General features: G+C 67.3%; 25 protein-coding genes. 7 read left to right on the forward strand and 18 right to left on the reverse strand.

Annotated elements, in window-relative coordinates; all coding sequences use genetic code 11:
- Nucleotides 1-62 precede the first annotated feature (62 nt).
- Complete coding sequence (locus WKF39_RS11790) at nt 63-611, reverse strand: RNA polymerase sigma factor (RefSeq protein WP_340388601.1); 549 nt, start codon at nt 609-611, stop codon at nt 63-65.
- A 42-nt stretch (nt 612-653) separates the two neighbouring features.
- On the opposite strand from WKF39_RS11790, the gene WKF39_RS11795 reads away from it, so the two are divergent.
- Nucleotides 654-1,565 (forward strand): serine/threonine-protein kinase, encoded by a 912-nt coding sequence (locus tag WKF39_RS11795; RefSeq protein ID WP_340388602.1) that lies wholly within the window; start codon nt 654-656, stop codon nt 1,563-1,565.
- Nucleotides 1,566-1,568: 3 nt separating this feature from the next.
- Here WKF39_RS11795 and WKF39_RS11800 read toward each other — a convergent pair whose 3' ends face one another.
- From WKF39_RS11800 to WKF39_RS11820, 5 genes are all read right to left on the reverse strand, one after another.
- Nucleotides 1,569-2,432 (reverse strand): phosphoribosylaminoimidazolesuccinocarboxamide synthase, encoded by an 864-nt coding sequence (locus tag WKF39_RS11800; protein WP_340388604.1) that lies wholly within the window; start codon nt 2,430-2,432, stop codon nt 1,569-1,571.
- Between the two features lie 27 nt (nt 2,433-2,459).
- Nucleotides 2,460-3,881: an adenylosuccinate lyase gene (purB, locus tag WKF39_RS11805; protein ID WP_340388606.1), complete on the reverse strand. Its 1,422-nt coding sequence runs from the start codon at nt 3,879-3,881 to the stop codon at nt 2,460-2,462.
- Nucleotides 3,878-5,146: a phosphoribosylamine--glycine ligase gene (gene purD / locus WKF39_RS11810; RefSeq protein WP_340388608.1), complete on the reverse strand. Its 1,269-nt coding sequence runs from the start codon at nt 5,144-5,146 to the stop codon at nt 3,878-3,880. Before purD ends, purB begins: the two co-directional genes overlap by 4 nt.
- A gap of 29 nt (nt 5,147-5,175) precedes the next feature.
- Nucleotides 5,176-6,459 (reverse strand): adenylosuccinate synthase, encoded by a 1,284-nt coding sequence (locus tag WKF39_RS11815; RefSeq protein ID WP_340388610.1) that lies wholly within the window; start codon nt 6,457-6,459, stop codon nt 5,176-5,178.
- Nucleotides 6,460-6,548: 89 nt separating this feature from the next.
- The gene (locus WKF39_RS11820) at nt 6,549-7,082 is read right to left on the reverse strand and encodes a CGNR zinc finger domain-containing protein (RefSeq protein ID WP_340388612.1); all 534 of its coding nucleotides are present in this window, start codon (nt 7,080-7,082) and stop codon (nt 6,549-6,551) included.
- A gap of 39 nt (nt 7,083-7,121) precedes the next feature.
- On the opposite strand from WKF39_RS11820, the gene WKF39_RS11825 reads away from it, so the two are divergent.
- Both WKF39_RS11825 and WKF39_RS11830 read left to right on the forward strand, forming a co-directional pair.
- Nucleotides 7,122-8,099 (forward strand): DMT family transporter, encoded by a 978-nt coding sequence (locus WKF39_RS11825; protein WP_340388614.1) that lies wholly within the window; start codon nt 7,122-7,124, stop codon nt 8,097-8,099.
- A 12-nt stretch (nt 8,100-8,111) separates the two neighbouring features.
- Nucleotides 8,112-8,999, forward strand: a complete 888-nt coding sequence (locus WKF39_RS11830; RefSeq protein ID WP_340388616.1) for a YegS/Rv2252/BmrU family lipid kinase — start codon at nt 8,112-8,114, stop codon at nt 8,997-8,999.
- Nucleotides 9,000-9,017: 18 nt separating this feature from the next.
- On the opposite strand, the gene WKF39_RS11835 is transcribed toward WKF39_RS11830, so the two are convergent.
- Entirely contained in the window at nt 9,018-9,431 is a 414-nt protein-coding gene (locus WKF39_RS11835) for a DUF3151 domain-containing protein (RefSeq protein ID WP_340388617.1), read from the reverse strand.
- 9 nt (nt 9,432-9,440) lie between these two features.
- A complete protein-coding gene (locus tag WKF39_RS11840) occupies nt 9,441-10,901 on the reverse strand; it encodes an MFS transporter (protein WP_340388620.1) in 1,461 nt (486 codons plus the stop codon).
- Between the two features lie 84 nt (nt 10,902-10,985).
- Between WKF39_RS11840 and WKF39_RS11845 the strand changes: the two genes are divergently transcribed.
- The gene (locus tag WKF39_RS11845; RefSeq protein ID WP_340388622.1) at nt 10,986-11,420 is read left to right on the forward strand and encodes a MarR family transcriptional regulator; all 435 of its coding nucleotides are present in this window, start codon (nt 10,986-10,988) and stop codon (nt 11,418-11,420) included.
- Here WKF39_RS11845 and fbaA read toward each other — a convergent pair.
- The 7 genes from fbaA to WKF39_RS11880 form a co-directional block, all read right to left on the reverse strand.
- Nucleotides 11,417-12,436 carry a class II fructose-bisphosphate aldolase gene (gene fbaA / locus WKF39_RS11850; protein WP_340388624.1) on the reverse strand — a complete coding sequence of 340 codons (1,020 nt, stop codon included), beginning with the start codon at nt 12,434-12,436 and terminating at the stop codon, nt 11,417-11,419. The genes WKF39_RS11845 and fbaA overlap by 4 nt on opposite strands.
- 71 nt (nt 12,437-12,507) lie before the next feature.
- Nucleotides 12,508-13,866, reverse strand: a complete 1,359-nt coding sequence (locus WKF39_RS11855) for an FAD-dependent oxidoreductase (protein WP_340388626.1) — start codon at nt 13,864-13,866, stop codon at nt 12,508-12,510.
- Nucleotides 13,867-13,888: 22 nt separating this feature from the next.
- Nucleotides 13,889-14,350 (reverse strand): GNAT family N-acetyltransferase, encoded by a 462-nt coding sequence (locus tag WKF39_RS11860; protein ID WP_340388628.1) that lies wholly within the window; start codon nt 14,348-14,350, stop codon nt 13,889-13,891.
- Complete coding sequence (locus WKF39_RS11865; RefSeq protein WP_340388630.1) at nt 14,347-14,976, reverse strand: TrmH family RNA methyltransferase; 630 nt, start codon at nt 14,974-14,976, stop codon at nt 14,347-14,349. The genes WKF39_RS11860 and WKF39_RS11865 overlap by 4 nt, the downstream gene beginning before the upstream one ends.
- Nucleotides 14,973-15,629 carry an orotate phosphoribosyltransferase gene (pyrE, locus tag WKF39_RS11870; RefSeq protein ID WP_340388632.1) on the reverse strand — a complete coding sequence of 219 codons (657 nt, stop codon included), beginning with the start codon at nt 15,627-15,629 and terminating at the stop codon, nt 14,973-14,975. Before pyrE ends, WKF39_RS11865 begins: the two co-directional genes overlap by 4 nt.
- 19 nt (nt 15,630-15,648) lie before the next feature.
- Nucleotides 15,649-16,326 carry a sortase gene (locus tag WKF39_RS11875; RefSeq protein ID WP_340388634.1) on the reverse strand — a complete coding sequence of 226 codons (678 nt, stop codon included), beginning with the start codon at nt 16,324-16,326 and terminating at the stop codon, nt 15,649-15,651.
- 232 nt (nt 16,327-16,558) lie between these two features.
- The gene (locus WKF39_RS11880) at nt 16,559-17,725 is read right to left on the reverse strand and encodes an MFS transporter (protein ID WP_340388636.1); all 1,167 of its coding nucleotides are present in this window, start codon (nt 17,723-17,725) and stop codon (nt 16,559-16,561) included.
- Between the two features lie 35 nt (nt 17,726-17,760).
- Between WKF39_RS11880 and WKF39_RS11885 the strand changes: the two genes are divergently transcribed.
- Nucleotides 17,761-18,924: a pyridoxal phosphate-dependent aminotransferase gene (locus WKF39_RS11885; protein ID WP_340388638.1), complete on the forward strand. Its 1,164-nt coding sequence runs from the start codon at nt 17,761-17,763 to the stop codon at nt 18,922-18,924.
- A 93-nt stretch (nt 18,925-19,017) separates the two neighbouring features.
- Here the strand turns inward: WKF39_RS11885 and WKF39_RS11890 are convergent, their stop codons facing one another.
- Nucleotides 19,018-19,506 carry an Lrp/AsnC family transcriptional regulator gene (locus tag WKF39_RS11890; protein ID WP_340388640.1) on the reverse strand — a complete coding sequence of 163 codons (489 nt, stop codon included), beginning with the start codon at nt 19,504-19,506 and terminating at the stop codon, nt 19,018-19,020.
- A 120-nt stretch (nt 19,507-19,626) separates the two neighbouring features.
- Between WKF39_RS11890 and hppD the strand changes: the two genes are divergently transcribed.
- Entirely contained in the window at nt 19,627-20,826 is a 1,200-nt protein-coding gene (gene hppD, locus WKF39_RS11895; RefSeq protein ID WP_340388642.1) for a 4-hydroxyphenylpyruvate dioxygenase, read from the forward strand.
- Between the two features lie 124 nt (nt 20,827-20,950).
- Here the strand turns inward: hppD and WKF39_RS11900 are convergent, their stop codons facing one another.
- Both WKF39_RS11900 and WKF39_RS11905 read right to left on the reverse strand, forming a co-directional pair.
- Entirely contained in the window at nt 20,951-21,874 is a 924-nt protein-coding gene (locus WKF39_RS11900) for a VOC family protein (protein ID WP_340388644.1), read from the reverse strand.
- Between the two features lies 1 nt (nt 21,875).
- On the reverse strand, nt 21,876-22,748 hold the full coding sequence (locus tag WKF39_RS11905) for a fumarylacetoacetate hydrolase family protein (RefSeq protein WP_340388645.1): 873 nt from the start codon (nt 22,746-22,748) through the stop codon (nt 21,876-21,878).
- A 193-nt stretch (nt 22,749-22,941) separates the two neighbouring features.
- Here WKF39_RS11905 and WKF39_RS11910 point away from each other — a divergent pair, with 193 nt between their 5' ends.
- Nucleotides 22,942-23,661 carry an FCD domain-containing protein gene (locus WKF39_RS11910; RefSeq protein ID WP_340388647.1) on the forward strand — a complete coding sequence of 240 codons (720 nt, stop codon included), beginning with the start codon at nt 22,942-22,944 and terminating at the stop codon, nt 23,659-23,661.
- Nucleotides 23,662-23,716: the final 55 nt, after the last annotated feature.

The following is a 23,716-nucleotide window of genomic DNA, read 5'->3' on the forward strand; positions in this document are numbered from 1 at the left end:
ATGGTCTCCTCGCCGGCGCTCTCAGAGGAGCACTCCTCAGAGGCAGAGATGCCGCACGGCGCTCAAAAGTTGTCGACATCGACCCCCAACCTTTCCCGCACGAATCCGCGCGCGGTGTGAATGCGCGCCTTGACCGTGCCGAGCGGCGTCTGAGTCAGCTGAGCAATCTCTTCGTACGGCAGCGCTGCGATGTCGCGGAGCACAAACGCCTCGGTGGCCGCCGGATGAACCTGCTCGAGCGCCTCGATCGCGTCGAGGAGGTCCAGGCGGCTGCCAGCGATGACGCTGGTGGTGCGCGGATCGGGGCTGACCGGAAGCTCCTCGACGGCCCGCTCGGCAAACCTGCGCTTCAGCGTCCGGTACGTCTGACGGGCAGAGTTGGAGGCGATGACCGTGACCCAACCCTCGAACGACCCCTGCCCCGAGTAGTCACGCAGGTGCGTCGCGACCGACAGGAGCGCGTCCTGCGCGGCCTCCTCAGCATCGAGCGTGTGCGGCAGGAGGCGGGCGCACCGGCGCACGACTCGCGGACGGATGGCGGCCAGCAGCTCCTCCAACGCCCACGCCTCACCGGCACGCGCACGGGCGACCAGCTGTTCGTCCTCATCCATGACATCGACCATCCTCATCCGTGACATCGACCATACTGATCCATGATGAGACACATCGGGCGCTATCGACTTGACGCGGTTGAAGGCGTCGGCGCCTTCGCGACAGTCTGGCGCGGCTTCGACACCGAGCTAGAGATCCGCGTCGCGGTCAAGGTCCTGGCCGAGAACTGGGCCCACCACGCCGACGTGCGCGAGCGCTTCCTCGCTGAGGCCCGGCTGCTGCGGCGTATCCACGATCCCCGCGTCGTCCGCGTCCACGACATCGGGATGCACGAGGATCGCCCGTTCTTCGTGATGGACTTCGTGCCCGGCGGCACGATCGCCGACCGCGTCAAGGCCAAGGCAACCACCGCCGAAGCCCTTCGGCTCGCCGCCGAGTCTGCGCGCGCCGTACAGGTCCTCCACGACGCCGGCGTCCTGCACCGCGACGTCAAACCCACCAATCTGCTGGTCGGCGAGGGCGAGCGCGTCCTCGTGGCCGATCTCGGTAGCGCCAAGCGACTCGCCGAGGCCAGCGGCGTCACGGTCACGACCGGAACACCGGCCTACATGGCACCCGAGCAGGCTCGTGGCGCGCCCGTCGACGCGCGATCTGACGTCTACTCGCTCGGCGCCGTGGCCTACGAGCTCCTCGCGGGCCACCCGCCATACGACGCCGGTGACCCGAGATCACTGCTCACTCGGCCGGTCGACAGTCGGCCGGCCGCCTTGGCCAGAGCGCACCAGCTGCCCCGGACCCTGGACCATGTCCTCGCATCCGCTCTCGCAACCCGGCCGGCCGATCGCCCAGCGTCGGCAGGCGAGCTCGCCGATGCGCTCGAGCAGGTGGCGGGGGGGACCAAGGTCCGGACCGTCCGGCGCATACGCCGCGAGGTGTCCCCTGCGCTCGCCCTCACACTGGCGATGCTCGCGTTCGCGCTGTCGGCTGCGGTCACGTGGTACCAGATCCGCTGAGGATCAGAAGGTCTCGCCGGTCAGCCGCTCGTAGGCCTGGACATAACGCTCTCGGGTCTTCTCGACGATCTCGGCGGGGAGTGCCGGGGGCTGCCGGTTGCTGGCACGGTCCCAGCCGCTGTCCGGCGAGGTCAGCCAGTCACGAACAAACTGCTTGTCGTACGACGGCTGTGCCCGACCGGGCTGCCATGAGCCGGACGGCCAGAAGCGCGAGGAGTCTGGAGTCAGCACTTCGTCGGCCAGCACGATCGTGCCGTCAGGACGGGAGCCGAACTCGAGCTTGGTGTCGGCCAAGATGATGCCCCGCTCACGGGCGATCTCCTCGGCCCGCGCGTAGACCCTCAGGGTCAGGTCCCGCAGGGCGCCGGCACTCTCGGCCCCGATCGTCTCGGTGACGTGCTCGAACGAGACGTTCTCGTCGTGCTCACCCATCTCGGCCTTGGTCGCGGGGGTGAAGATCGGCTCGGGCAACCGCGAGGCATCGACCAGCCCGGCCGGCAGCGGGACGCCGCAGACCTCGCCGGTCGCGGCGTAGTCGGCAAGGCCCGAACCCGAGAGGTAGCCGCGCGCGACGCACTCGACGGGGAACATCTCGAGCCTCTCCACGATCAGGGCCCGGCCGCGCACGCGCTCGGGCACCGAGGTCGAGACAACGTGGTTGGGGACGATGTCGCTGAGCTGGTCGAACCACCACAGCGACATCCGTGTGAGGATCTCGCCCTTGTCGGGGATGCCCGGCGTCAGCGCGAAGTCGTAGGCCGAGATGCGGTCGGACGCGACCATGAGCAGGTTCGCGTCGTCGACCTCGTAGAGGTCGCGCACCTTTCCAGAGTGGAGGTGGCGGGTTCCGGGAATCTCAAGTGGCACAGGCTCAGCCTAGTGGTCGGTGGCTGCTCAGAGGATCGAGCCGGGGGCGTATGCCGCGGCGTGCGGGTTGGCCTCGACGAGCTGCTCGATGCGAGTCACGACAGCGCGCACCTGGCTCACCGCGGCGCCGGTGAAATCGATCGGCGAGGCGACCAGTGAGGCGAGGTCGGCCTCTGACAGGCCCAGCCGCTCGTCGCCGGCAAGCCGGGCGAACAGGTCGTTGTCGGCCGCACCCTTCTCGCGCATCTCGAGGGCAACCGCGACGGCATGCTGCTTGACCGCTTCATAGGCCGACTCCCGACCGACCCCGTGCCGAACGGACGCCATCAGGACCTTGGTCGTCGCGAGGAAGGGCAAGTAGCGGTCGAGCTCACGCTGGACCACGGCCGGGAAGACGCCGAACTCGTCGAGCACCGTCAGGAATGTCTCGAACAGCCCGTCTGCGGCATAGAAGGCATCCGGCAGGGCCACCCGCCGGACCACCGAGCACGACACATCGCCCTCGTTCCACTGGTCGCCGGCCAGCTCGCCGACCATCGACGCATAGCCGCGCAGGATGACCGCGAGCCCGTTGACGCGTTCGCACGACCGCGTGTTCATCTTGTGCGGCATCGCGCTGGAGCCGACCTGGCCGGGACGGAAGCCCTCGGTGACGGTCTCGTTGCCTGCCATCAGACGGATCGTGGTGGCGAGATTGGACGGCGCGGCGACCAGCTGGACGAGCGCGGTCACGACGTCATAGTCGAGCGAGCGCGGATAGACCTGCCCGACACTCGTCAGAACCTTGTCGAAGCCGAGGTGACGGGCGACGCGCTGCTCCAGCTCCGCGAGCCGGGCCTCGTCGCCACCGAGCAGGTCCAGCTGGTCCTGGCTCGTGCCGACGGGGCCCTTGATGCCGCGCAGCGGATAGCGCGCGATGAGGTCATCGAGTCGTTCGACCGCGACGATCAGCTCATCGGCCACCGTGGCGAAGCGCTTGCCCAGGGTCGTCGCCTGGGCTGCGACGTTGTGGCTCCGACCCGCCATCACGAGCTCGGCATGCTCGGTCGCGAGCCGCCCGAGTCGGGCCAGCGTCGCCACGGCACGATCGCGCATCACTTCGAGCGATGCCTTGATCTGCAGCTGCTCGACATTCTCGGTCAGGTCACGCGAGGTCATCCCCTTGTGGATGTGCTCGGTGCCGGCCAGCGCGGCGAATTCCTCGATGCGGGCCTTCACGTCGTGGCGGGTGATCTGCTCGCGTGCGGCGATCGAGCCGAGATCGACCCGGTCGATGACCGACTCATAGGACTCGATGACGCCGTCGGGCGTCTCCACACCCAGATCCTTCTGCGCCTTGAGCACGGCGATCCAGAGCCGGCGCTCGAGCACGATCTTGTGCTCCGGCGACCAGATCCGCGCCACCTCTGGCGAGGCGTATCGGTTGGCGAGGACATTGGGAGTGGTCACGGCTCTATTCTCTCCTGTTCTTGGCCATGCTCGGCCGCCAGGGCGATGTCGGTCCGGTGGTGGGAGCCGCGGATGTGGATCAGGTCGACCCCCGCGTATGCGCGCCGTCGCGCCTCCGCGAGGTCCGCTCCGACCGCCGTGACCGACAGGACGCGGCCACCGGAGGTCACCAGCTTGCCGTCCTCGAGCGCCGTGCCGGCGTGAATCACGTCGACTCCGTCGAGCGCGGCAACCTCGTCGAGGCCATCGATCACATCACCCTTGCGGGGATCTTCGGGATAGCCCTCGGCCGCGACGACAACCGTGACCGACGACGACGATGCCCACTGCGGCAGGCCGACCTCGGCGAGTCCGCCGATCGCCGCGCCGTAGAGCAGCGCTGACAGGGGCGTGCGCAGGAGGGCCAGGATCGACTGCGTCTCCGGATCGCCGAAACGGGCGTTGAACTCGATGACCCGCACCCCGCGACTGGTCAGCGCGAGACCCGCATAGAGCAGGCCCTGAAAGGGAGTCCCCCGACGAGCCATCTCCTGCACGGTCGGCACGAGCACCCGCCGCGACACCTCGGCGACCAGGTCGTCGGGAGTCCAGTCGAGCGGTGTGTAGGCGCCCATGCCTCCGGTGTTGGGCCCACCGTCGCCGTCCAGCGCGCGCTTGAAGTCCTGGGCCGGCTGCAACGGCAGCACAGTCTCGCCGTCGGTGATCGCGAACAGCGACACCTCGGGGCCGTCGAGGAACTCCTCGATGACGACCCGATCGCACGCTGCCGCATGGTCGATCGCCGCCTGACGGTCGTCCGTGACGACGACGCCCTTGCCGGCCGCGAGCGCATCGTCCTTGACGACATAGGGCGGACCGAACGCATCCAGCGCATCCTGGACCTGTTCGGCGGTCTCGCACACGTGCGCCATCCCGGTCGGCACGTCGGCGCCCGCCATGACCTGCTTGGCGAATGCCTTGGAACCCTCGAGCTGGGCCGCCTCGCGCGACGGTCCGAAGCAGGCGATGCCCGCGGCGCGTACGTCGTCGGCCACCCCCGCGACGAGCGGAGCCTCCGGACCGATCACGACGAGGTCGGCGCCGATCGTGGTTGCCAGAGCGGCGACCGCCGCTCCATCCATCGGGTCGACCTGGTGCAGCGTCGCGACCTCGGCGATGCCGGGGTTGCCCGGCGCGGCATGAACCTCGGTGACCTGGGGGTCTCGGGACAGGGCGAGGGCGAGGGCGTGCTCGCGGCCGCCGGTGCCGATGACTAGCGTCTTCACGGAAGTCGAGCCTATCGGCACCTCGCCGATCAGAGCAGGTCGTGCCGGACGATGGTCTGCTCGCGGTCAGGTCCGACGCCGATCGTGGAGATCCGTGCGCCCGAGATCTTCTCGAGGGCCAGCACATAGTCCTGCGCCGACTGCGGGAGATCCTCGAACTCGCGCGCGCCGGAGATGTCGTCGTGCCACCCGTCGAAGTGCTCATAGATCGGCTTGGCGTGGTGGAACCCGGTCTGCGTCATCGGCATCTCTTCGACCCGCTCGCCGTCGACGTCATAGGCGACGCACACCGGGATACGGTCCCACCCGGTCAGCACGTCGAGCTTGGTGAGGACGAAGTCGGTGACGCCGTTGATTCGAGCGGCGTAGCGCGCGATCGGCGCGTCATACCAGCCACAGCGGCGGGGACGGCCGGTCGTCGTGCCGAACTCGGCGCCGTTCTTGCGGAGCCGCTCGCCGTCGTCGTCGAACAGCTCGGTCGGGAAAGGCCCCTCACCGACGCGCGTCGCGTATGCCTTGACGATGCCGATGACCCGGGTGATCTCGGTCGGCGCTATGCCCGACCCGGTGCAGGCGCCGCCGGTCGTCGCGGACGACGAGGTCACGAACGGGTAGGTGCCATGGTCGACGTCCAGCAGAGTCGCCTGTCCTGCCTCCAGCAACACCGTCTTGTCGGCGGCGAGCGCCTCGTGCAGCAGGAGCGGTGTGTCGGCCATCATCGGGCGGAGCCGATCGACGTAGGACAGCAGCTCCTCGACGATCTCGTCGACCTCGACCGCACGGCGGTTGTAGATCTTGGTCAGGATCTGGTTCTTGAGCTCGAGGGCGCCCTCGACCTTCTGGCGCAGGATCTTCTCGTCGAACAGGTCCTGGATGCGGATGCCGAGCCGGTTCATCTTGTCGGCGTACGTCGGGCCGATTCCCCGCCCCGTCGTGCCGATCTTGCGGCTGCCGAGGAAGCGCTCGGCAACCTTGTCCATCGTCCGGTTGTAGTCGGCGATGACGTGAGCGTTGGCGCTGATCACGAGCTTGGAGGTGTCGATGCCACGCTCCTCGAGGCCGTCGATCTCCTCGAACAGGACCTTGAGGTCGACCACGACGCCGTTGCCGATGACCGGCACGCAGCCGGGGCTGAGGATGCCGCTGGGCAGGAGGTGGAGGGCATATTTCTGGTCACCGATGACGACGGTGTGACCGGCGTTGTTGCCGCCGTTGAACTTCACGACATAGTCGACCCGGCTGCCAAGGATGTCCGTGGCCTTGCCTTTGCCTTCATCGCCCCACTGGGCGCCGACGATCACGACTGCGGGCATGGGATGCACCCCTCACACATGCGACAAGCCCCGTTCGCGCGGGGCTCTTACTGCGACAGTCTAGCCGAAATGGCGCACGGTCGTGTGGGTCAATCCGCCCGACGTGCGCGGTAGGCCGCGACCGCCGCCCGGTTGCCGCAGGTCACGCTGCAGAACCGGCGGGACCGGTTGCGGGACAGATCGAGCACGACGTCGTCACAGTCCGGGTCGGCGCACACGCCCAGCCGCGACAGCTCGTCGGCCCGGATCACGTCGATCATCGCCATCGCACTCTCGACCGCTATGCGGGTGGCCAGCGGCCCGTCGTCGTCGGCCGCGTGGATGTGCCAGTCGACCTCGCCATGGCGCACCAGCTGCGGGCGAGCCTCGCCGTCGCGAAGCACCCGGTTGATGATCTCCACCGTCTCGTCACGCGGGCTCGTGAGGAGCTCACGGAGCATCCCGCGCAGCGAACGGACCTCGTCCAGCTCGGCGCGATCACCGACCAGTCTCCCGGTGTATCCGTGCTCGACGAAGAACTCGCCGAGCTGTTCGGTCGTCGTCATGGTGTCGGGCTCCTCCGCGGAGTTGACCAGGGCGACAGCCGACTGCAATGCGAGTCCCGTGTCATGAGCAAAGAGCACATTGACACCTTACATCGCGGACACGTACTGTCATGTGTCATGTCCACGTTGACCCATGACAAGCGGATCGCCCCACCCTCTCGCACAGCCCCTGGGCTGGTGCTCGCCCTCCTTTCTGCGGCGTCATTCGCACTCTCCGGGCCGCTGGCCAAAGGATTGATCGACTCAGGGTGGACGGCCGGTGCAGCCGTGACGGCACGCGTCCTGATCGCTGCGGCCGTCCTGATCGGGCCAGCGCTCGTTGCTCTGCGGGGGCGTTGGTTCCTCGTGCGCCGCAACCTCGGGTTGCTCGTGGCATACGGACTCATCGCGATCGCCGGCTGCCAGCTGGCCTACTTCAACGCCGTCGACCACATGGAGGTCGGCGTCGCGATCCTGATCGAGTTCACGTCACCAGTCGCAGTGATCGGCTGGCTGTGGTTCCGGCACGGCCAACGACCCAGCCGGCTCACCGTCGCAGGTGCGGTGCTCGCCATCATCGGGCTCATGCTCGTGCTGAACCTGGTGTCCGGGGCTGACCTCGACACGGTCGGCGTCCTCTGGGCGCTGGGCGCGATGGCCGGTGCAGCGTTCTACTGGATCATCTCCGCGGATGAGGACAACGGCCTGCCGGGCATCGTGCTCGCTGCCGGTGGGCTCCTGGTCGGCGGGATCGTGCTCCTGGTGGCTGGACTGATAGGGATCGTCCCGATCGCGACCTCACGCGCCGATGTCGTCCTCGCCGGGTCGCCCGTGCCGTGGTGGATCCCGGTGACCTCTCTTGGTGTGGTGACGGCGGGCCTCGCGTACGTCCTGGGGATCGCTGCCAGCCGCCGACTCGGTTCACGGTTGGCGGCATTCGTGGGACTGACCGAGGCGGTGGCAAGTGTGGTGTTCGCCTGGCTCCTGCTCGACGAGGCGCCTGCCGCGATCCAGCTCGCTGGAGGAGTGCTGATCCTTCTCGGAGTCGTCGCCGTACGCCTGGGCGAGCCGCGCGTGACGAGCGGTCCAGATGTCGGTGACGCTGCAACACCCTAGGCTGGCGGTCTCATGAAGACTCTCCTCGCAATCGCCAATGCCGACGCCGGCACCGCCGACGAAGAAGCCGTCGACAGCGTCGTGACGGCCCTGCGAGACGACTTCGACGTGGAGCTGGTCACGACCTCGACGCCCGAGGACCTGTCAGAAGCTCTGGCCGCGCGGCCGGAGCTGCACTCCGTGGTCGTGCTCGGTGGAGACGGCAGCCTGCACGCGGTCGTTGCTGCGCTGCGGACCGACGGACGACTTGACGATGTCGTGATCGGACTCGTGCCGCTCGGCACGGGCAACGACTTCGCCGCGACCCTCGCCCTGCCCGAAGACTGTGTCAAGGCGGCCCAGGTGATCATCGCCGGCCGCACCCAGGAGATCGACCTGATCATCGACGACGAGGACCGGGTCGTGGTCAATGCGGCGCACATCGGCATCGGTGCGGAAGCCGCCCGGGCGGCCCGCCCCTGGAAGAAGCTCGGTCCGGCGGGATATGTCATCGGCGCAGTCCTCACCGGCCTGCGGGGACTCACCCGCCCGGGCGCGCACCTGGAGATCACCGTCGATGACGAGACCCTCCCGCGCACGGAGCCGGTCATCCAGGTCGCGATCGGCAATGGCCGCTATGTCGGCGGCGGGGCACCGCTGCTGCCGCGGGCCGAACCGTCCGACGGGCTGCTCGACGTGTCGGTCTCCTACACCGAGTCGCCCCGGCGCCGCATCGCCTATGCCTGGAACGTCCGTCGAGGAGACCATCACCGCCGCGACGACGTCGTCTATGTGCGCGGCACCCGCGTCACCGTGCGGGGCGAGGCCCTGCCGTGCACGAGTGACGGCGAGATCACTTCGCCGTCGACCGAGCATGGCTGGCGTATCAAGGCGGCCGCACTCACGATGTACGTCCCCTGACCCGAGGCCCGGCGTAGGTCAGCCCTGAGGCGCGACCAGCTCTGCATATGCCTCGGGGCTCGACTCGTGCAGGAACTCACGGCAGCGGTGCGCCTCACCTTCGTCACCGAATCGCTCCGACGCATCCGCGAGGGCGACGAGCGCACGGAGGAACGGGCGGTTGGGCTCGTGATTCCATGGCAGCGGACCGTGACCCTTCCAGCCGTTGCGCCGAAGCAGGTCGAGCGAGCGGTGATAGCCGGTGCGCGCGAAGGCATACGCCTCGAGATCGAGTCCGTCTGCGAGCGCCAGCTCCGCCAGCACGATCCAGGCCAGCGCCGATTCCGGGTGGGAAGCGGCCACGTTCTTGGGGTCGTCACCCTCGGCGAGCGAGGCCGCACCGGGATCTTCGGGCAGCAGGGTAGCGGGCGGTTCACCGAACAAATTGGTCATGCCCGCACCCTACGGCGTGCTCTCGACACCGGACGGGCGGCGCAGGCCGATCACCGCAAGGGTGCCCAGCAGACCAACCACCGTCAGCGCCACGATGATCTGGATCGCGGTGGTCATGCCGGGCAGCAACGTGTCCTTCTCGGTGACTCCCGAGCCTGCTCCGATGACTGCGGAGATCACCGCGAGCATCACCGCGCCTCCGATCTGGACACTGGTGTTGACCAGCCCAGATGCCAACCCCTGCTCGTGGTCGGCGACCCCGGAGGTCGCCTGCGCGTTGATCGCCGGGAAGCACAGGGCGAAGCCAAGTCCGAGCAGGAGCATCGTCGGCAGCAGGAAGTTGGCGTATCCCATGTCGGGCGTCACTCGCAGGAACAGCGCATAGCCGGTCGCGAACGACGCGAGTCCGGCGGCAATCACCAGACGAGTGTCGAATCGCTCGAGGACGGAGCCCATCTTGACCGCGCTGGCGACGACCAGGATGCCGGCAGGCAGGAACCCGAGAGCCATCGCCATCGGCGACCAGCCGAGTGCATTCTGCAGGTAGAGCGTGACGACGAACTGGAACGCGACGTAGCCGCCGAACATCACCGCGCCGGCGAGGTTGGCATGCACGACGCTGGCCGATCGCAGGATCCCCAGACGTACGAGCGGGTGCTCGTGACGAAGCTCAACCACGACGAACACCACTGCCAGGAGGGCGCTCGTCACAAGCAAGGCCCATGTCGCCGGGTTGTCCCAGCCGCGGGTGGGCGCCTCAACGACGGCATAGACCAGGACCAGCAGGGAGGCCGTGCTGGTGAATGCTCCGAGGAGGTCGAAGTGCTTGAGCGAAGAGGTCTGACGCGCTGCCCGGGGTACGACCTTGAGGCCCACGAACAGCAGAAGCAGGGCCGCCGGGCCGGGGAGCAGGAAGGTCATGCGCCAACCGAGCTCGGTGAGGATGCCGCCGAAGACCAGCCCCATCGAGAATCCACTGGCACCGCAGACGGTGTAGACACTGAAGGCGCGGTTGCGGGCCGGACCTTCGGCGAAGGTCGTCGTGATGATCGACAGACCGGCCGGCACGGTGAACGCGGCCGCGACGCCCTTGAAGAATCGAAGGCCGATCAGAGCCAGGTCATTGCTGAGGAAGGCGCTCACCACCGAGGCGACGCCGAACGCACCGACTGCGATGAGGAACACCGACCGGCGGCCGAGCAGGTCGGCGGCGCGGCCACCCAGGAGCAGGAAGCCGCCGTAGCCGAGGACATATCCCGACACGATCCACTGCAGACCGGCCGGTGACATGCCGAGGTCCTCACCGATCGATGGCAGGGCGACGCCGACCATCGAGATGTCGAGGCCGTCGAGGAACAGGGCACCGCCCAGGACGACGAGCAGGAGCCAGGTCCTCCCGGACCACCCACTGCCTTCGGTGACGTGCAGATCGGTGGGGTCAGGCTTGAGGTCTGTCAGGACTGAGGTCATGTCATCAGTCTTATGCATCTGCATCTAATGCGCAAGCAACTAATGCATGAACATACTATGCATGAGCAGTGATAGTGTTCACACGTGTCGAACGTGTCCGATGACAAGCTTGCCGCTTCGTGGCATGAGCTGATGGGGCGCTACAACCGGCTGGCCTGCCGGCTCGATCGTGAGCTCGGCGCCAAGCACGGACTCACCTCCAGCGAGTTCGAGGTCCTGCAGCTGCTCCACGGTGCCAAGGCCGGCGGCAAGGTGCGGACTGCCGATCTCGGCGACCGCGTGCACCTGAGCCAGAGCGCGCTGTCGCGGCTCATCAGCCGCCTGGAGAATGACAGGCTCGTGTGCCGCAACACCTGCTCGGACGACCGTCGCGCCCAGTGGACAGAGATCACCACCGAGGGCCGCGCGCGCTACAAGGCCGCGCGCCCGACGCAACGCGCGATCCTGCGCGAGGAGTCCGGCGACTGCGCACAACTCGCCACCGGCGTGCTGCTCCCAGCCGCCGACTCCGCCGTCTAGAGCTTGGTTCCGGCGCTGCGAAGGTTGGCGCAGGCCTCGGCGACACGCGTCGCCATGCCGGCCTCGGCGGCCTTGCCCCAGGCACGGGGGTCATAGACCTTCTTGTTGCCGACCTCGCCGTCGACCTTGAGGACGCCGTCGAAGTTGGCGAACATGTGCGCTGCGACCGGACGCGTGAACGCATACTGCGTGTCTGTGTCGACATTCATCTTGACCACGCCATAGTCGACAGCCGCCGAGATCTCTTCGGGCAGCGAGCCCGAGCCGCCGTGGAACACCAGATCGAACGGCGACTCCTTGCCGTACTTCTCGGAGACGGCCTCCTGGGCGGCCTTCAGGATCTCCGGTCGGAGGCTGACGTTGCCGGGCTTGTAGACGCCATGGACGTTGCCGAACGTAAGCGCTGTCATGTAGCGCCCCTGCTCACCGAGGCCGAGGGCTGCCGCCGTCGCGAGCGCGTCATCGGGGGTCGTGTAGAGGTGCTCCCCCATGCCGCCCTCGACGCCATCCTCCTCGCCGCCGACGACACCGATCTCGACCTCGAGGATGATGTTGGCGGCGGCGCAGGCGGCCAGCAGCTCCTCGGCGATCTGCAGGTTCTCCTCGAGCGGCACGGCCGAGCCATCCCACATGTGCGACTGGAAATAGGGGAGTCCGCCGGCCTTGACCCGCTCGGCTGACAGCGCCACGAGGGGTCGGACGAAGCCGTCGAGCTTGTCCTTGGGGCAGTGGTCGGTGTGCAGCGCCACGTTGACCGGGTAGTTCTTGGCGACCTCGGCGGCGAAGGCCGCGAAGGCCATCGAGCCCGCCACCATGTTCTTGACCGTCGGCCCGGAGAGGTATTCCGCCCCGCCGGTCGACACCTGGATGATCCCGTCGCTCTCGGCCTCGGCGAACCCGGCCAGCGCCGCGTTGAGCGACTGGGACGACGAGACGTTGATGGCCGGATAGGCGAACGACTCGCGCTTGGCCTTGTCGAGCATCTCGGCGTAGACCTCGGGTGTGGCGATGGGCATGCGGATCTCCTGGGGGCTGGCTGGGGGTTGCGCACCAGTATCCCAGTCCGAGCGTCTACCGGCGAGTCACCTCAGGCCAATGCCTTGACCGCGGCCCGCGCAGCCACCTGGATCGGGCTCCAGACCGAGGAGAATGGGGGCGCGTATGCGAGGTCGAGCATCACGACCTCGTCGATCGTGAGGCCGGCCGCGAGCGCGGTGCCCGCCACGTCGATGCGCAGGGCCGCGTCCTCGGCGCCGACGATCTGCGCGCCGAGCAGTCGCCTCGACGACCGATCGGCGATCATCACGACCGTCATGGTGCCGGGGTCGGGCATGTAGCCGGCGAAGTTGGTCGTCTCGATCGACACGACGACGGGGTCGAATCCCGCATCACGGGCCTGCTGCTCGCCCAGCCCCGTGCGCGAAATCTCCAGCGAACAGAACTTGGTGATCGCCGTCTGCACGACACCCGGGAACGTCAGGGTGGGCGCTTCTCCCAGCAGGTCGGAGGCGATGCTGTCGGCGGCGACCATCCCCTGTTTGTTGGCGTGGGTCCCGAGCGGGAGGTGCACCAGCTCGCGGGTCACCCGGTCCGTTGTCACGACGCAGTCGCCGGCCGCCCAGATGTCGTCGAACCCCTCCACTCGTTGGTGGTCGTCGACGACGATTCCGCCCTTGGCGCCGAGCGGCAGTCCTGCCTCGCCGGCGATCGTGGAGCGGGCCGTGACCCCGAGACCAAGGATCACCAGGTCAGCCGGATAAGTGCCGTCGTCGGTCTCGACCGCGCGGACCTGCCCATCGGCGACCGCGAAGCCGGTGACCGCGGTGCTCGGCCTCAGGTGGATGCCGCGGCCGCGCATCGCGTCGGCGATCTGCTCGCCCAGCTCAGCCTCGACGATCGGTAGCGGGTTCGGCGCCTGCTCGACGACCGTCGTGTCGAAGCCACGCACGACGCAGGCCTCGGCGATCTCGAGGCCGATGTAGCCGCTGCCGACGACCACGACATTGCGCGGACCGGCGGCGAGCCCGTCGATCAGGGCCTGTCCGTCGTCGAGCGACTGTACGCCGTGGATGCCGGCGGCATCGATGCCCGGCAGGTCGGGGCGCACGGGTTCGGCTCCCGTCGCGATCACCAGCCGGTCGTAGGCGACATCATCGCCTCCACCGACCGACACGGTGCGTGCCTGCGGGTCGATGGCGGTCGCCTCTGACTCGAGCCGAAGGTCGATGCCGTTGGCGCGGTGCTCGTCGGGCGTCCGGGCCACCAGATCGTCCGCCGATGCGACGTCGCCTGCGACCCAATAGGGGATGCCGCAGGCGGAGTAGGACGTCCGGGTGCCGCGTTCGAGCACGATCACCTCATCGTCTTCGCCCAGGCGCTTGCGCACGCCGGAGGCCACGGACATACCGGCCGCATCCCCACCGATGACCACCACTCGAAAGCCCATGCCTCGACCTTACCGACGCCCGTCAGACGAGTGATTTCTCGAACCAGTGGTCGGCATAGGGGTTGTCGTTGTAGGGCTGGACCTCGACATAGCCGGCCGCGCGATACATCGCGATCGCGGCGGTCAGCGCCCGGTTGGTGTCGAGCCGGACGACGTCGTGCCCCATCGCGAGCGCCTCCGACTCGAGCCGGCGCAGGAGCCTGCCAGCGAGTCCCTTGCCCCGCCACTGCGGGTGCACCCACATGCGCTTGATCTCCGCGGCGCCATCTGCCAACGCCTGCAGGCCACCGCAGCCGACCGCCACCCCATCGCTGCTGGCGACCACGAAGCGGCCCGTCCGACCGCCCAGCGCCTCCTCGTCGGCGGCCGCTTCAGCCACATCGAAGCCCGCTGCAAATGTCTCGTCCAGCTCCCGCAGGTATGCCCCGATCGCGGTCCGCGCGGATGGCGACCTCACGTCGACGACGTCGATCACGACTGTCACGAGACCTCCGGTCCGAGGTCCGCGTGCTGACGGATCCAGGTATGCATGGCGATCGCGGCCGCCGCGCCAGCGTTGATCGAACGCGTCGAGCCGAACTGGGCGATCGAGAGCGTACGTCCACAGGCGTCGCGCGCCTCGGCCGAGAGCCCCGGCCCCTCCTGCCCGAAGACCAGCACACAGTCGTGCGGCAGCTCCGCGGACTCGATCGGCACCGAGTCCTCGACGTTGTCGATACCGATCACGGCGAGCTTCGAATCGCCGGCCCAGGCCGCGAAGTCAGCCACCGAGACGTGGTGGCGCACGTGCTGGTAGCGGTCCGTGACCATGGCGCCCCGACGGTTCCAGCGCTTCTTGCCGATGATGTGCACCTCGGCGACGGCAAATGCGTTGGCGGTGCGCACGATGGATCCGATGTTGAAGTCGTGCTGCCAGTTCTCGATCGCCACATGCAGGGGGTGCCGGCGCAGGTCAAGGTCGGCGACGATCGCCTCGAGCTTCCAGTAGCGGTAACGATCGACGACGTTGCGGCGGTCGCCATCGCGCAGGAGCTCCGGATCGTAGTGATCCCCGTCCGGCTCCACGCCCTCCCATGGGCCGACGCCGACGCCGGCCTCAGGCTCGGTCATGCCGGCGGTGCCACGATCCCGAACTCGACGCGGTAGGCCCGGATCGCGTCGAGGTGCTCGGCATGGTGTCCGGTCTGCTCGACATACTCGACGATCTGACCGAAGTCGATGATCGACAGAACCGGGATGCCGAAATCACGCTCGACCTCTTGGATCGCCGACAGCTCGCCGCGACCACGCTCCTGCCTGTCGACAGCGACCAGGATCCCGGCGGAGCGGGCGCCCTCCCCCTCGATGATCTCCATGACCTCACGGATCGCGGTACCGGCGGTGATGACATCGTCGACGACCAGAACCCGCCCGGCGAGCGGCGATCCGACGATCAGGCCGCCTTCACCGTGATCCTTGGGCTCCTTGCGGTTGAAGCACCACGGCACGTCACGGGCATACCGCTCGGACAGCTGCACAGCGGCAGCCGAAGCAATCGGAATTCCCTTGTATGCCGGGCCGAGCAGCACATCGAACTCGATGCCGCTCCGGTCGATCGCGGCGGCGTAGAACCGGCCGAGGCCGGCCAGCCGCTCGCCGGTGTTGAACAGCCCGGCATTGAAGAAGTAGGGCGACGTGCGACCGGACTTCAGCGTGAACTCGCCGAAGCGGAGCACCTCGTGCTCGAGGGCGAACTCGATGAACTCGCGCTGGTAGTCCTGCATGGGAGCAAGGGTAGGGCGATCAGTCCTGGTCGACGGGGCGGGGCTTGCTCTTGTCGATCGTCTCGATGAGCTCGCCGATCACGACGTTGCGGTTGCGGGTGTGGAACAGCTCGGAGCAGGTCAACATCGTGATGAGAGCCTCGGTCGGCCGCTGAGCGCGCGCCTTCGGGTCCGGCACAGGCCACAACGGCCAGCCGACCGCGAAGTCGACCGTGATCGAGGTGCCGGAGTTGCGAAGCTTGTAGGTGTAGATGTTGCGGCGGGTCTCCACCTCGACGAGGTCGCCCCGCTTGAGCTTGGGGAACTTGCTGAACGGTTCGCCGTGCGTGACGCGGTGGCCAGCAATCGCGAAGTTGCCGATCTGGCCAGGCTTGGCTGACGTGGTGTCCCAGCCGATCCCGCGCGCCAATGCCTTGTCATCGAACCCCTTGACGATCGGCACCTCGTAGTCGTCGCCGAAGCGCTCGACCCGCAGGAGCCCGATCGCGTTGCCATCGATGCCCTTGCCCCAGTCGACCTCGAGGCTCTGCTTGATGTCGGCCTGTCGCTGCTTGGCGACGATGTTGGTGCCGAAGTACTGCCACGCGAAATAGAGCATGACCCCGAGTCCTGCGAGGATCAAGGTGATGCCGAGGACTGTCGCAAGGCGGCGCCCGGCGCCCTTGCGCGGCCGCGTCGGGGTCGTCGTGACAGTCATGGGGTGATTGTGTCACTTCGCTCCTCGGCCGCTCCTCGAAAGTGGCAAAGAAATACTTGAAAATTGTCGAAACGGTGTTCGCGCTTGTCCTACTGCCGTAATATTATGACCGCAGGGTCAACGGGCACATTTTGCTGTTGGCGCCTGTTGTCGCCCCACCGTTTCACCCCCCGAGAACGGTGGGGCGACTTATGTCCCCAGCCGTGTGACACTGCCTGACGACACCGCCGCATCACACGACGTCGAGACTCGCCGCATCCGCCGTCCGGAACGACCTGGCGAACAGCAGGACCAACGGGATCAGGACCAGCGGGATGACGAACGCCCAGCGCAGGTGGTCGGCCGACGCCGCCGCCCCGATGAGCCCTCCTCCGAGGATCGCGCCGAGGTAGTTGGCAATGTTCATCCGGGCGATCGCCACATCCAGGGCCGTGGGCGGAACGGCGCCGGCCAGGGCGGCGAAGGACAACGGAGCGAGGATCGCGAGGCCGAGTCCAGCGACGAAGAAGCCCACGATCGCCATCACCGACGATGCTGCCGAGACCACCACCGCCAAGCCCGCAATGCCGGTGACCGTACCGACAGCAACGACTGTCGTCGCACCGACCCGGCGGACCACGATGTCACCACCGAATCGAGAGATCAGCGCCCCGGCCTGGTATGCCCCATAGGCCAGCGGGGCGACGCTGGCGGTGGAGTCGAGCGCGTCCTCGAGATAGACGCTGCTCCACGTGAGGATCCCGGTGTCGGCGGCATAGAACAGCAGGATCACCAGGCCGAACACCAGAATCGGTCGCAAGGGCAGGTCCAGTCCCCTCGCCGACAACCCCGCGTCATGCTCCTGCACCTCGATGAAGTGCGGAGCCGCCGCGATGGCGACGATCCACGCGAAGATCGCGATCACCACGAGGGAGACCGCCAACGGCAGCTCGACCTCGGCCGCGCCGGCCGCAAACAGGGCGCCGACGATTCCACCCACCGACCACAGCCCGTGAAAGCTCGCCATGACACTTCGGCCGTAGGCATGCTGCACGCGTACGCCCTGCATGTTCATGCCCGCATCGACCGCGCCGACCCCCAGGCCGTAGACGATGAACGCGATCACGACGAGCGGAAGGGTCGGTGCGATGCCGACCAGCAGCGCGCCCAGGCCGATCGTGAGCAGAGCCAGCCTGAATGCCATGGCGCTCGTCCGGCGCTCGGCGATCATGCCGGCCAACACGCTGCCAACGCCCGAGACCACTGCGACGAGCACCAGGATGCCGGTCAACCCGCCGTCGCCGATGTCGAACGTGTCCTTGATCCGCGGGGCCTGCGTCACGATCGCCGCGAACACGAGGCCCTGGACGAAGAAGCCGGCGGCTACTGCGACTCGCGTCCGGGTGAGGTCGGCATTCATCGCGCCATCGTAGGCGCGGCTAGGGTCGAGGAGACATGAAGACCTCCAGCGCACGCATCGCAGGGTTGGGCACCACGATCTTCGCCGAGATGAGTGCCCTCGCCAGCCGGACCGGCTCGGTCAATCTCGGTCAGGGCTTTCCCGACACCGACGGCCCGTCGGAGATCATCGACCAGGCGGTCCATGCGCTGCGAAACGGCCGCAACCAATACGCTCCAGGCGCCGGCGTGCCCGAGCTGCGTCTGGCGATTGCCGACCACCAGCGTCGCTTCTATGGCCTGAACCACGATCCCGAGAGCGAGATCGCGGTGACCACCGGGGCGACCGAAGCGATCGCGGCCGCCCTGCTCGGGCTCATCGATCCCGGCGACGAGGTCATCGTGCTCGAGCCCTACTACGACTCCTACGTCGCGGTGCTGCAGATGGCGGGGGCCGTACGCCGTCCAGTGACCCTGCGCGCACCGGATTTCCGACTGCCGCTCGACGAGCTGCGAGCTGCCGTGTCGCCGCGGACCACGGCGATCCTGCTCAACACGCCGCACAATCCCACCGGAACCGTGCTGCGACGCGACGAGCTCGACGCAATCGCCGACATCGCCATCGAGCACGACCTCGTCGTGATCAGCGACGAGGTGTACGAGCACCTCACCTTCGACGGCCTTCACCACATCCCGATCGCGACCCTGCCCGGCATGTCGGATCGGACCTTGACGATCTCCAGCGGCGGCAAGAGCTTTTCCTTCACCGGGTGGAAGATCGGGTGGGCCGCCGGCCCCAAGCCGCTCGTGCAGGCGATGCTCGGTGCCAAGCAGTTCCTCACCTACACCTCCGGGTCACCCCTGCAGCCGGCAATCGCCCAGGCTCTGGGCGCTGACGACGCCTACTTCGATGACTTCACCGCCCAGCTGCAGGTCCAGCGCGACCTGCTCTGCGGCGGTCTTGCCGACATCGGCTTCGAAGTGCACATTCCCGAGGGCACCTACTTCGCCACGACCGACATCCGGCCGTTCGGCTTCGAGGACGGGCTGGAGTTCTGCCGGATGTTGCCGGACCGGGTCGGCGTGGTCGCGATCCCCCATCAGGTGTTCTACGACGACGTCGAGGCGGGCCGGCCGCTCGTGCGCTGGGCTTTCTGCAAACGTCCCGAGGTCATCGCCGAGGCGCTCGACCGATTGACCGGCCTCACCATACGGCGGTGAGTTGGCCGCTCCCACCTCCGTACGGCGGTGAGTTGGCGACCTATCAAAGTGGCGGAAAGGTCGCTAGGTCACCGCTCGCTGCGCGGGACGTGGTCAGCGGTAGTTGGGCGCCCGGCCGGTGCCCGCGACGACCCCTTTGTGGAGCATCGGCTGGACCCTCGGGCGGACGAGCTCAGACAGCACGATGACGCTGGTCGAGCGTACGACCGAACCGGACTGACTGATGTGCAGCAGCGTGGCCTGGAGGTCCTCGTGCGAGGTTGCCGCGATCTTGCACACCACATCGGCTGTCCCACTCGTGACATAGGCCTCGAGGACATTGGGGAGTGATTCGAGCTCATCGGTCACGGCATCGAGCGAGCCCTGCGCGATCTCGAGGGTGACGAACGACAGAACCGGGTGGCCGGCGGCGACCAGGTCTATGTCGGGACCATATCCGGTGATGACGCCGGACCGCTCGAGCTTCGCCAGTCGCGACTGCACAGTCGCGCGGGCGACCTTGGTGAGCCGGGACAGCTCGAGGTCCCCGACCCTCGGGTGCTCGCGCAACGCATCGATGAGTGCCGCATCGAGCTGATCCATATCGCCTCCGGCTGAGCAGATTGTCTACCAGATCTGCAGTCTATGCCTCGTTCATGGCACATGTGTGCATCGCCGACTGTGCCGCTTGCCCATCGCAGCACGATGGGGTGGGCTGGTCGCATGACCATCGACCTGACTGACGCCGAACGCCTTGCCGAGCTCGACCTCGCCCAGCTCAAGCAACTGGTCGGTCTGGTCGAGTACGACACGACCACCGACCCCTTTCCAGTCACCGGATGGGACGCCGTGGTCTGGGCGGTCGGCAACGCCACGCAGTCTGCGCACTTCTACATGTCCGCGTTCGGGATGGATCTGGTCGCCTACTCAGGTCCCGTGACCGGCAACCGCGACCATCATTCCTCCGGCCTGGATTGGGGGGCCGTCCGCTTCGGCCTGACGGGCGGGGTCGCCCCCGCGAGCCCGATCCTCGACCATCACCGTGCGCACGGTGACGGTGTCATCGACATCGCTCTGGAGGTGCCAGACGTCGACACGTGCGTCGACCACGCGCGCGCCGAGGGCGCGACCATCCTCGAGGAGCCGCACGACCTCACCGACGAGCACGGCACGGTCCGCATCGCCGCCATCGCGGCATACGGCGACACCCGTCACACCATCGTCGACCGCAGTGCCTACACCGGGCCCTATCTCCCCGGCTATGTCGAGCGCGCGTCCACGCTGGTCCGCGCGGCCGACGCGCCCAAGCGCATCTTCCAGGCCCTCGATCATGTCGTCGGCAACGTCGAGATCGGCCACATGGACGAGTGGGTCGACTTCTACAACCGGATCATGGGCTTCACCAACATGGCCGAGTTCGTGGGTGATGACATCGCGACCGAGTACAGCGCTCTGATGAGCAAGGTCGTCGCCAGCGGCAACCACCGGGTCAAGTTCCCCCTCAACGAGCCCGCGGTCGGCAAACGCAAGTCACAGATCGACGAGTATCTCGAGTTCTACCGCGGCCCTGGCGCCCAGCACCTCGCGCTCGCGACCAACGACATCCTCGACACCGTGGACCGGCTGCGCGCGGCAGGCATCGAGTTTCTCGACACCCCGGACTCCTATTACACCGACCCCGAGCTGCGGGAGCGCATCGGCAAGGTGCGAGTCCCGATCGAGGAGATTCAGCAGCGCGGGATCCTGGTCGACCGCGACGAGGACGGCTATCTCCTGCAGATCTTCACCAAGCCGATCGGCGACCGCCCGACAGTGTTCTTCGAGCTGATCGAGCGACACGGATCGCTCGGTTTCGGCAAGGGCAACTTCCAGGCTCTGTTCGAGGCGATCGAGCGCGAACAGGCCAAGCGCGGCAACTTCTGATCCTGGTCTGACCTGGGCGCACCGCCTCGCAGGCTTTCCGCCTCAGACCACTGCGAACGATTGCGCAGTCGCAACAACGAGCCCCACCTGTCTCCTTCTTCCAGGCGTTGACCCTCCGGCTGGCTCAGTGCACCGGCGCGTGCTGACCGGTCATCAGCGCCGCCAAGTCGTCTGGCTCCAGGAAGGAGGGAGGCGGCGGCGGACCCCAGTTGAACAAGCCCTCAGCGCCCTGGAAGACCTCCGGTTCCCACAGCTCCTCCTCGGGAATGCAGTCCATGTCGGAGTAGTACTCGCTGAAGTTGCCGGCCGGATCCTTGAGGTACCAGAAGAAGTTGGAGCCAGCGTGGTGTCGGCCGAGACCCCAGACATGACGGTCCGGATTGCCCTCGAGCATCGCCTTGGCGCCTCGACCGATGTCGTCGATGTCATTGACCTGCCACGACGTGTGGTGCAGGAAGTTGACCGGCGCTGCCAGGGCGAGCACGTTGTGGTGATCGACCGAACAGCGCATGAAAACACCCTTGCCGCCGATGTGATCGCTCACCTTGAAGCCGAGACCTTCGGTGAAGAAGCCCATCGTTGCCTCGAGGTTCGTTGTCCCCACCACGCAGTGGCCCAACTTCTTGGGTTTGATCGGAGTATCGCGCACCACCCCCGGAGCACGCCCGAAGCGGTCGATGCGGCCGGGACCGTTGTAGGGAGTGGGCGCGACGGTCTGCTGGTCCAGCCGGGGCGCCACCTCGATCCGCACGGTGAATCCAGACACCGGTTCGACCGCCGTGAGTGCCTGACCCTCGACGCTGCGCGGGACCCCCAGTCGCTCCAGTCGGGCGGCGACTCGTGCGAGGTCATCTTGGTCGTCGGCCCCGACGCCCAGCTCCACGAGCCGTCGCGACGGCGCATTGACGACGCGCAACTGCTCGCCCCCGTCCTCGGTGGCCAAGGAGCCGCTGCCCAGGTGCGTGAGACCGAAGTCGCTGTAGTACGCGATGGTCTCCGTCACATTGGGCACGCCCATCGTCACCCTGGTCAACCTGTGTAGCGCCATGTCAGGAGCCTTTGCGCGCGAGGTCATCCGCCGCGACAAACGTCTGCCGCATCTCCCCGACGCCCTCGATCCAGCTGACAAGCTCCTCACCGGGCTGCAGGAACCGCTGCGGATCCCGTCCGACGCCGACACCCGCCGGGGTGCCAGTAAAAATGATGTCCCCCGGATAAAGCGTGATGGTGCGGGACAGCTCTGCCACCAGACGCGCGACTGGAAAGATGAGGTCGCGTGTGCTTCCGTCCTGCATCGTCTCGCCGTCGACAGCACATCCAAGCGGGAGATCGTCCTTGTCCACCAGAGCGTCTGGCGTGATGAGCCACGGTCCCACCGGGGCGAACTTCGGAAATGACTTGCCCATGCTGAACTGAGGGGCCGGACCCGCCAGTTGCGACACCCGCTCGGAGATGTCCTGGCCGATCGTCACCCCTGCGACGCTCTCCCAGGCTTCGTCCTCGGCGACGGCTGTGGCCGTACGCCCGACGACCACCACCAGCTCGACCTCCCAGTCCACGTTTCCGCCCTGTGGGATCACGACCTCAGCGTCAGGGCCCGTGAGGCTGGAGACAAACTTCGTGAAGGTCGGGGGCAGCCGGTCCGGCGCATCGAAGCCCGACTCCGCGGCATGCGCGCGGTAGTTGAGCCCGATGGCGACGATCTGCCGCGGCGCCGGTGACGGCGATCCCAGTTGTCTCCGCGAGAAGTTCTTTTCAACTCCCTCAGGAGTCTGCTCGGCCCAAGCACGAAAGCCGTCCCAGTCCTCGTACAGCGAGGTCAGATCGGGGCCGAACTTGCCTTCGGAAGCCTCGGCAACGTCGAGCCCCCGGTCGTCGGCAGTCAGCAGAAAGGCACGGCCCTCCACGTTGGCGATTCTCATGCTGGTCCCTCTCCTTGTGCGGCCAACGACGTGCCGTGAGCGGCCCGACTCCTTCGGTCGCTCATCGCTTATCGATGTGATCGATCATGATGGATTCGATCATGCGCGTACTGCCGGCCACTGTCAAGGCGTGCGATAACATCAATGATGATGAATGAGGTCGGAATCTGTCGACCCTAACCGGAGGCCCATAATGACCGACCTGGTGAGCGTCGCCGGATCGCGACCCGTCGCTCGTCCCGAGAGTCGGGCGGAGTACGCCGCACGCATCCTCCAGGAGCTGGCCGACCACGCCGAGCCCGGTGAGCACCTTGGGACCAAGGTGGCCCTGAGAGACCGGTGCAACGTCTCGGTGGGCACCTTCAACGAGGCGGTCAAGCTTGCACAGAGCCGTGGGTACGTCAGCTCGAGGTCGGGGCCCGGCGGTGGCCTCTTTGCCACCGAGCGCTCACCCATCGTGCGTCTGGGCAATTCTGTGCTGGCGCTGGACGGCAGTGCTACCAGCGTCGCGGACGCGGTCCGGATGCGTGACGCGCTCGACCCGTTGCTCGTCGACGACGCCCTCTGGCACTCCTCCGCCTCCGACCTTCGCGATCTGCGGACATGCCTGCAGGAGATGGCCGTGGCGCGGGACGCCGGCGATCCTGTCGCGTTCGTCCATGCCAACTGGGCACTCCACCGGCGCATCGCCGAGGTGAGCCCTAACGCCATCTTGCGATCGGTCTACATCAGCCTCCTCGAGCTCATCCAGCTGCACACCCGTGGAGTCGCCGCCAGTGACGCCGAGCCACTTCCTGACTACATCTCCGCTCGATTTGTTCTGCACGAGCGCCTCGTCAACGCCATCGGTGCCCGCGACCGCGACGAGGCGCAGCGGCTCATCATCGAGCACAACACCAGTGACCGCGGCTGACACGACTCTGACGGCGTGGAAAGACTGTCCGCCCGAGTCATGCGCGCTTTGGCTC

It is taken from the genome of Aeromicrobium sp. (genome assembly GCF_037719875.1).
Classification (GTDB): Bacteria; Actinomycetota; Actinomycetes; order Propionibacteriales; family Nocardioidaceae; genus Aeromicrobium.

What these genes read in the sequence shown, in the direction of transcription:
- WKF39_RS11875 (WP_340388634.1), bottom strand. Translation starts at nt 16,326, where the DNA reads ATGACTGTCACGACGACCCCGACGCGGCCGCGCAAGGGCGCCGGGCGC.
- WKF39_RS11900 (WP_340388644.1), bottom strand. Translation starts at nt 21,874, where the DNA reads ATGGCGCTACACAGGTTGACCAGGGTGACGATGGGCGTGCCCAATGTG.
- WKF39_RS11815 (WP_340388610.1), bottom strand. Translation starts at nt 6,459, where the DNA reads ATGCCCGCAGTCGTGATCGTCGGCGCCCAGTGGGGCGATGAAGGCAAA.
- WKF39_RS11835 (WP_340388617.1), bottom strand. Translation starts at nt 9,431, where the DNA reads ATGACCAATTTGTTCGGTGAACCGCCCGCTACCCTGCTGCCCGAAGAT.
- hppD (WP_340388642.1), top strand. Translation starts at nt 19,627, where the DNA reads ATGACCATCGACCTGACTGACGCCGAACGCCTTGCCGAGCTCGACCTC.
- WKF39_RS11840 (WP_340388620.1), bottom strand. Translation starts at nt 10,901, where the DNA reads ATGACCTCAGTCCTGACAGACCTCAAGCCTGACCCCACCGATCTGCAC.
- fbaA (WP_340388624.1), bottom strand. Translation starts at nt 12,436, where the DNA reads ATGCCCATCGCCACACCCGAGGTCTACGCCGAGATGCTCGACAAGGCC.
- WKF39_RS11890 (WP_340388640.1), bottom strand. Translation starts at nt 19,506, where the DNA reads ATGGATCAGCTCGATGCGGCACTCATCGATGCGTTGCGCGAGCACCCG.
- WKF39_RS11885 (WP_340388638.1), top strand. Translation starts at nt 17,761, where the DNA reads ATGAAGACCTCCAGCGCACGCATCGCAGGGTTGGGCACCACGATCTTC.
- WKF39_RS11790 (WP_340388601.1), bottom strand. Translation starts at nt 611, where the DNA reads ATGGATGAGGACGAACAGCTGGTCGCCCGTGCGCGTGCCGGTGAGGCG.
- WKF39_RS11855 (WP_340388626.1), bottom strand. Translation starts at nt 13,866, where the DNA reads ATGGGCTTTCGAGTGGTGGTCATCGGTGGGGATGCGGCCGGTATGTCC.
- WKF39_RS11795 (WP_340388602.1), top strand. Translation starts at nt 654, where the DNA reads ATGATGAGACACATCGGGCGCTATCGACTTGACGCGGTTGAAGGCGTC.
- WKF39_RS11880 (WP_340388636.1), bottom strand. Translation starts at nt 17,725, where the DNA reads ATGAATGCCGACCTCACCCGGACGCGAGTCGCAGTAGCCGCCGGCTTC.
- WKF39_RS11905 (WP_340388645.1), bottom strand. Translation starts at nt 22,748, where the DNA reads ATGAGAATCGCCAACGTGGAGGGCCGTGCCTTTCTGCTGACTGCCGAC.
- pyrE (WP_340388632.1), bottom strand. Translation starts at nt 15,629, where the DNA reads ATGCAGGACTACCAGCGCGAGTTCATCGAGTTCGCCCTCGAGCACGAG.
- WKF39_RS11825 (WP_340388614.1), top strand. Translation starts at nt 7,122, where the DNA reads ATGTCCACGTTGACCCATGACAAGCGGATCGCCCCACCCTCTCGCACA.
- WKF39_RS11910 (WP_340388647.1), top strand. Translation starts at nt 22,942, where the DNA reads ATGACCGACCTGGTGAGCGTCGCCGGATCGCGACCCGTCGCTCGTCCC.
- WKF39_RS11865 (WP_340388630.1), bottom strand. Translation starts at nt 14,976, where the DNA reads ATGACCGAGCCTGAGGCCGGCGTCGGCGTCGGCCCATGGGAGGGCGTG.
- WKF39_RS11830 (WP_340388616.1), top strand. Translation starts at nt 8,112, where the DNA reads ATGAAGACTCTCCTCGCAATCGCCAATGCCGACGCCGGCACCGCCGAC.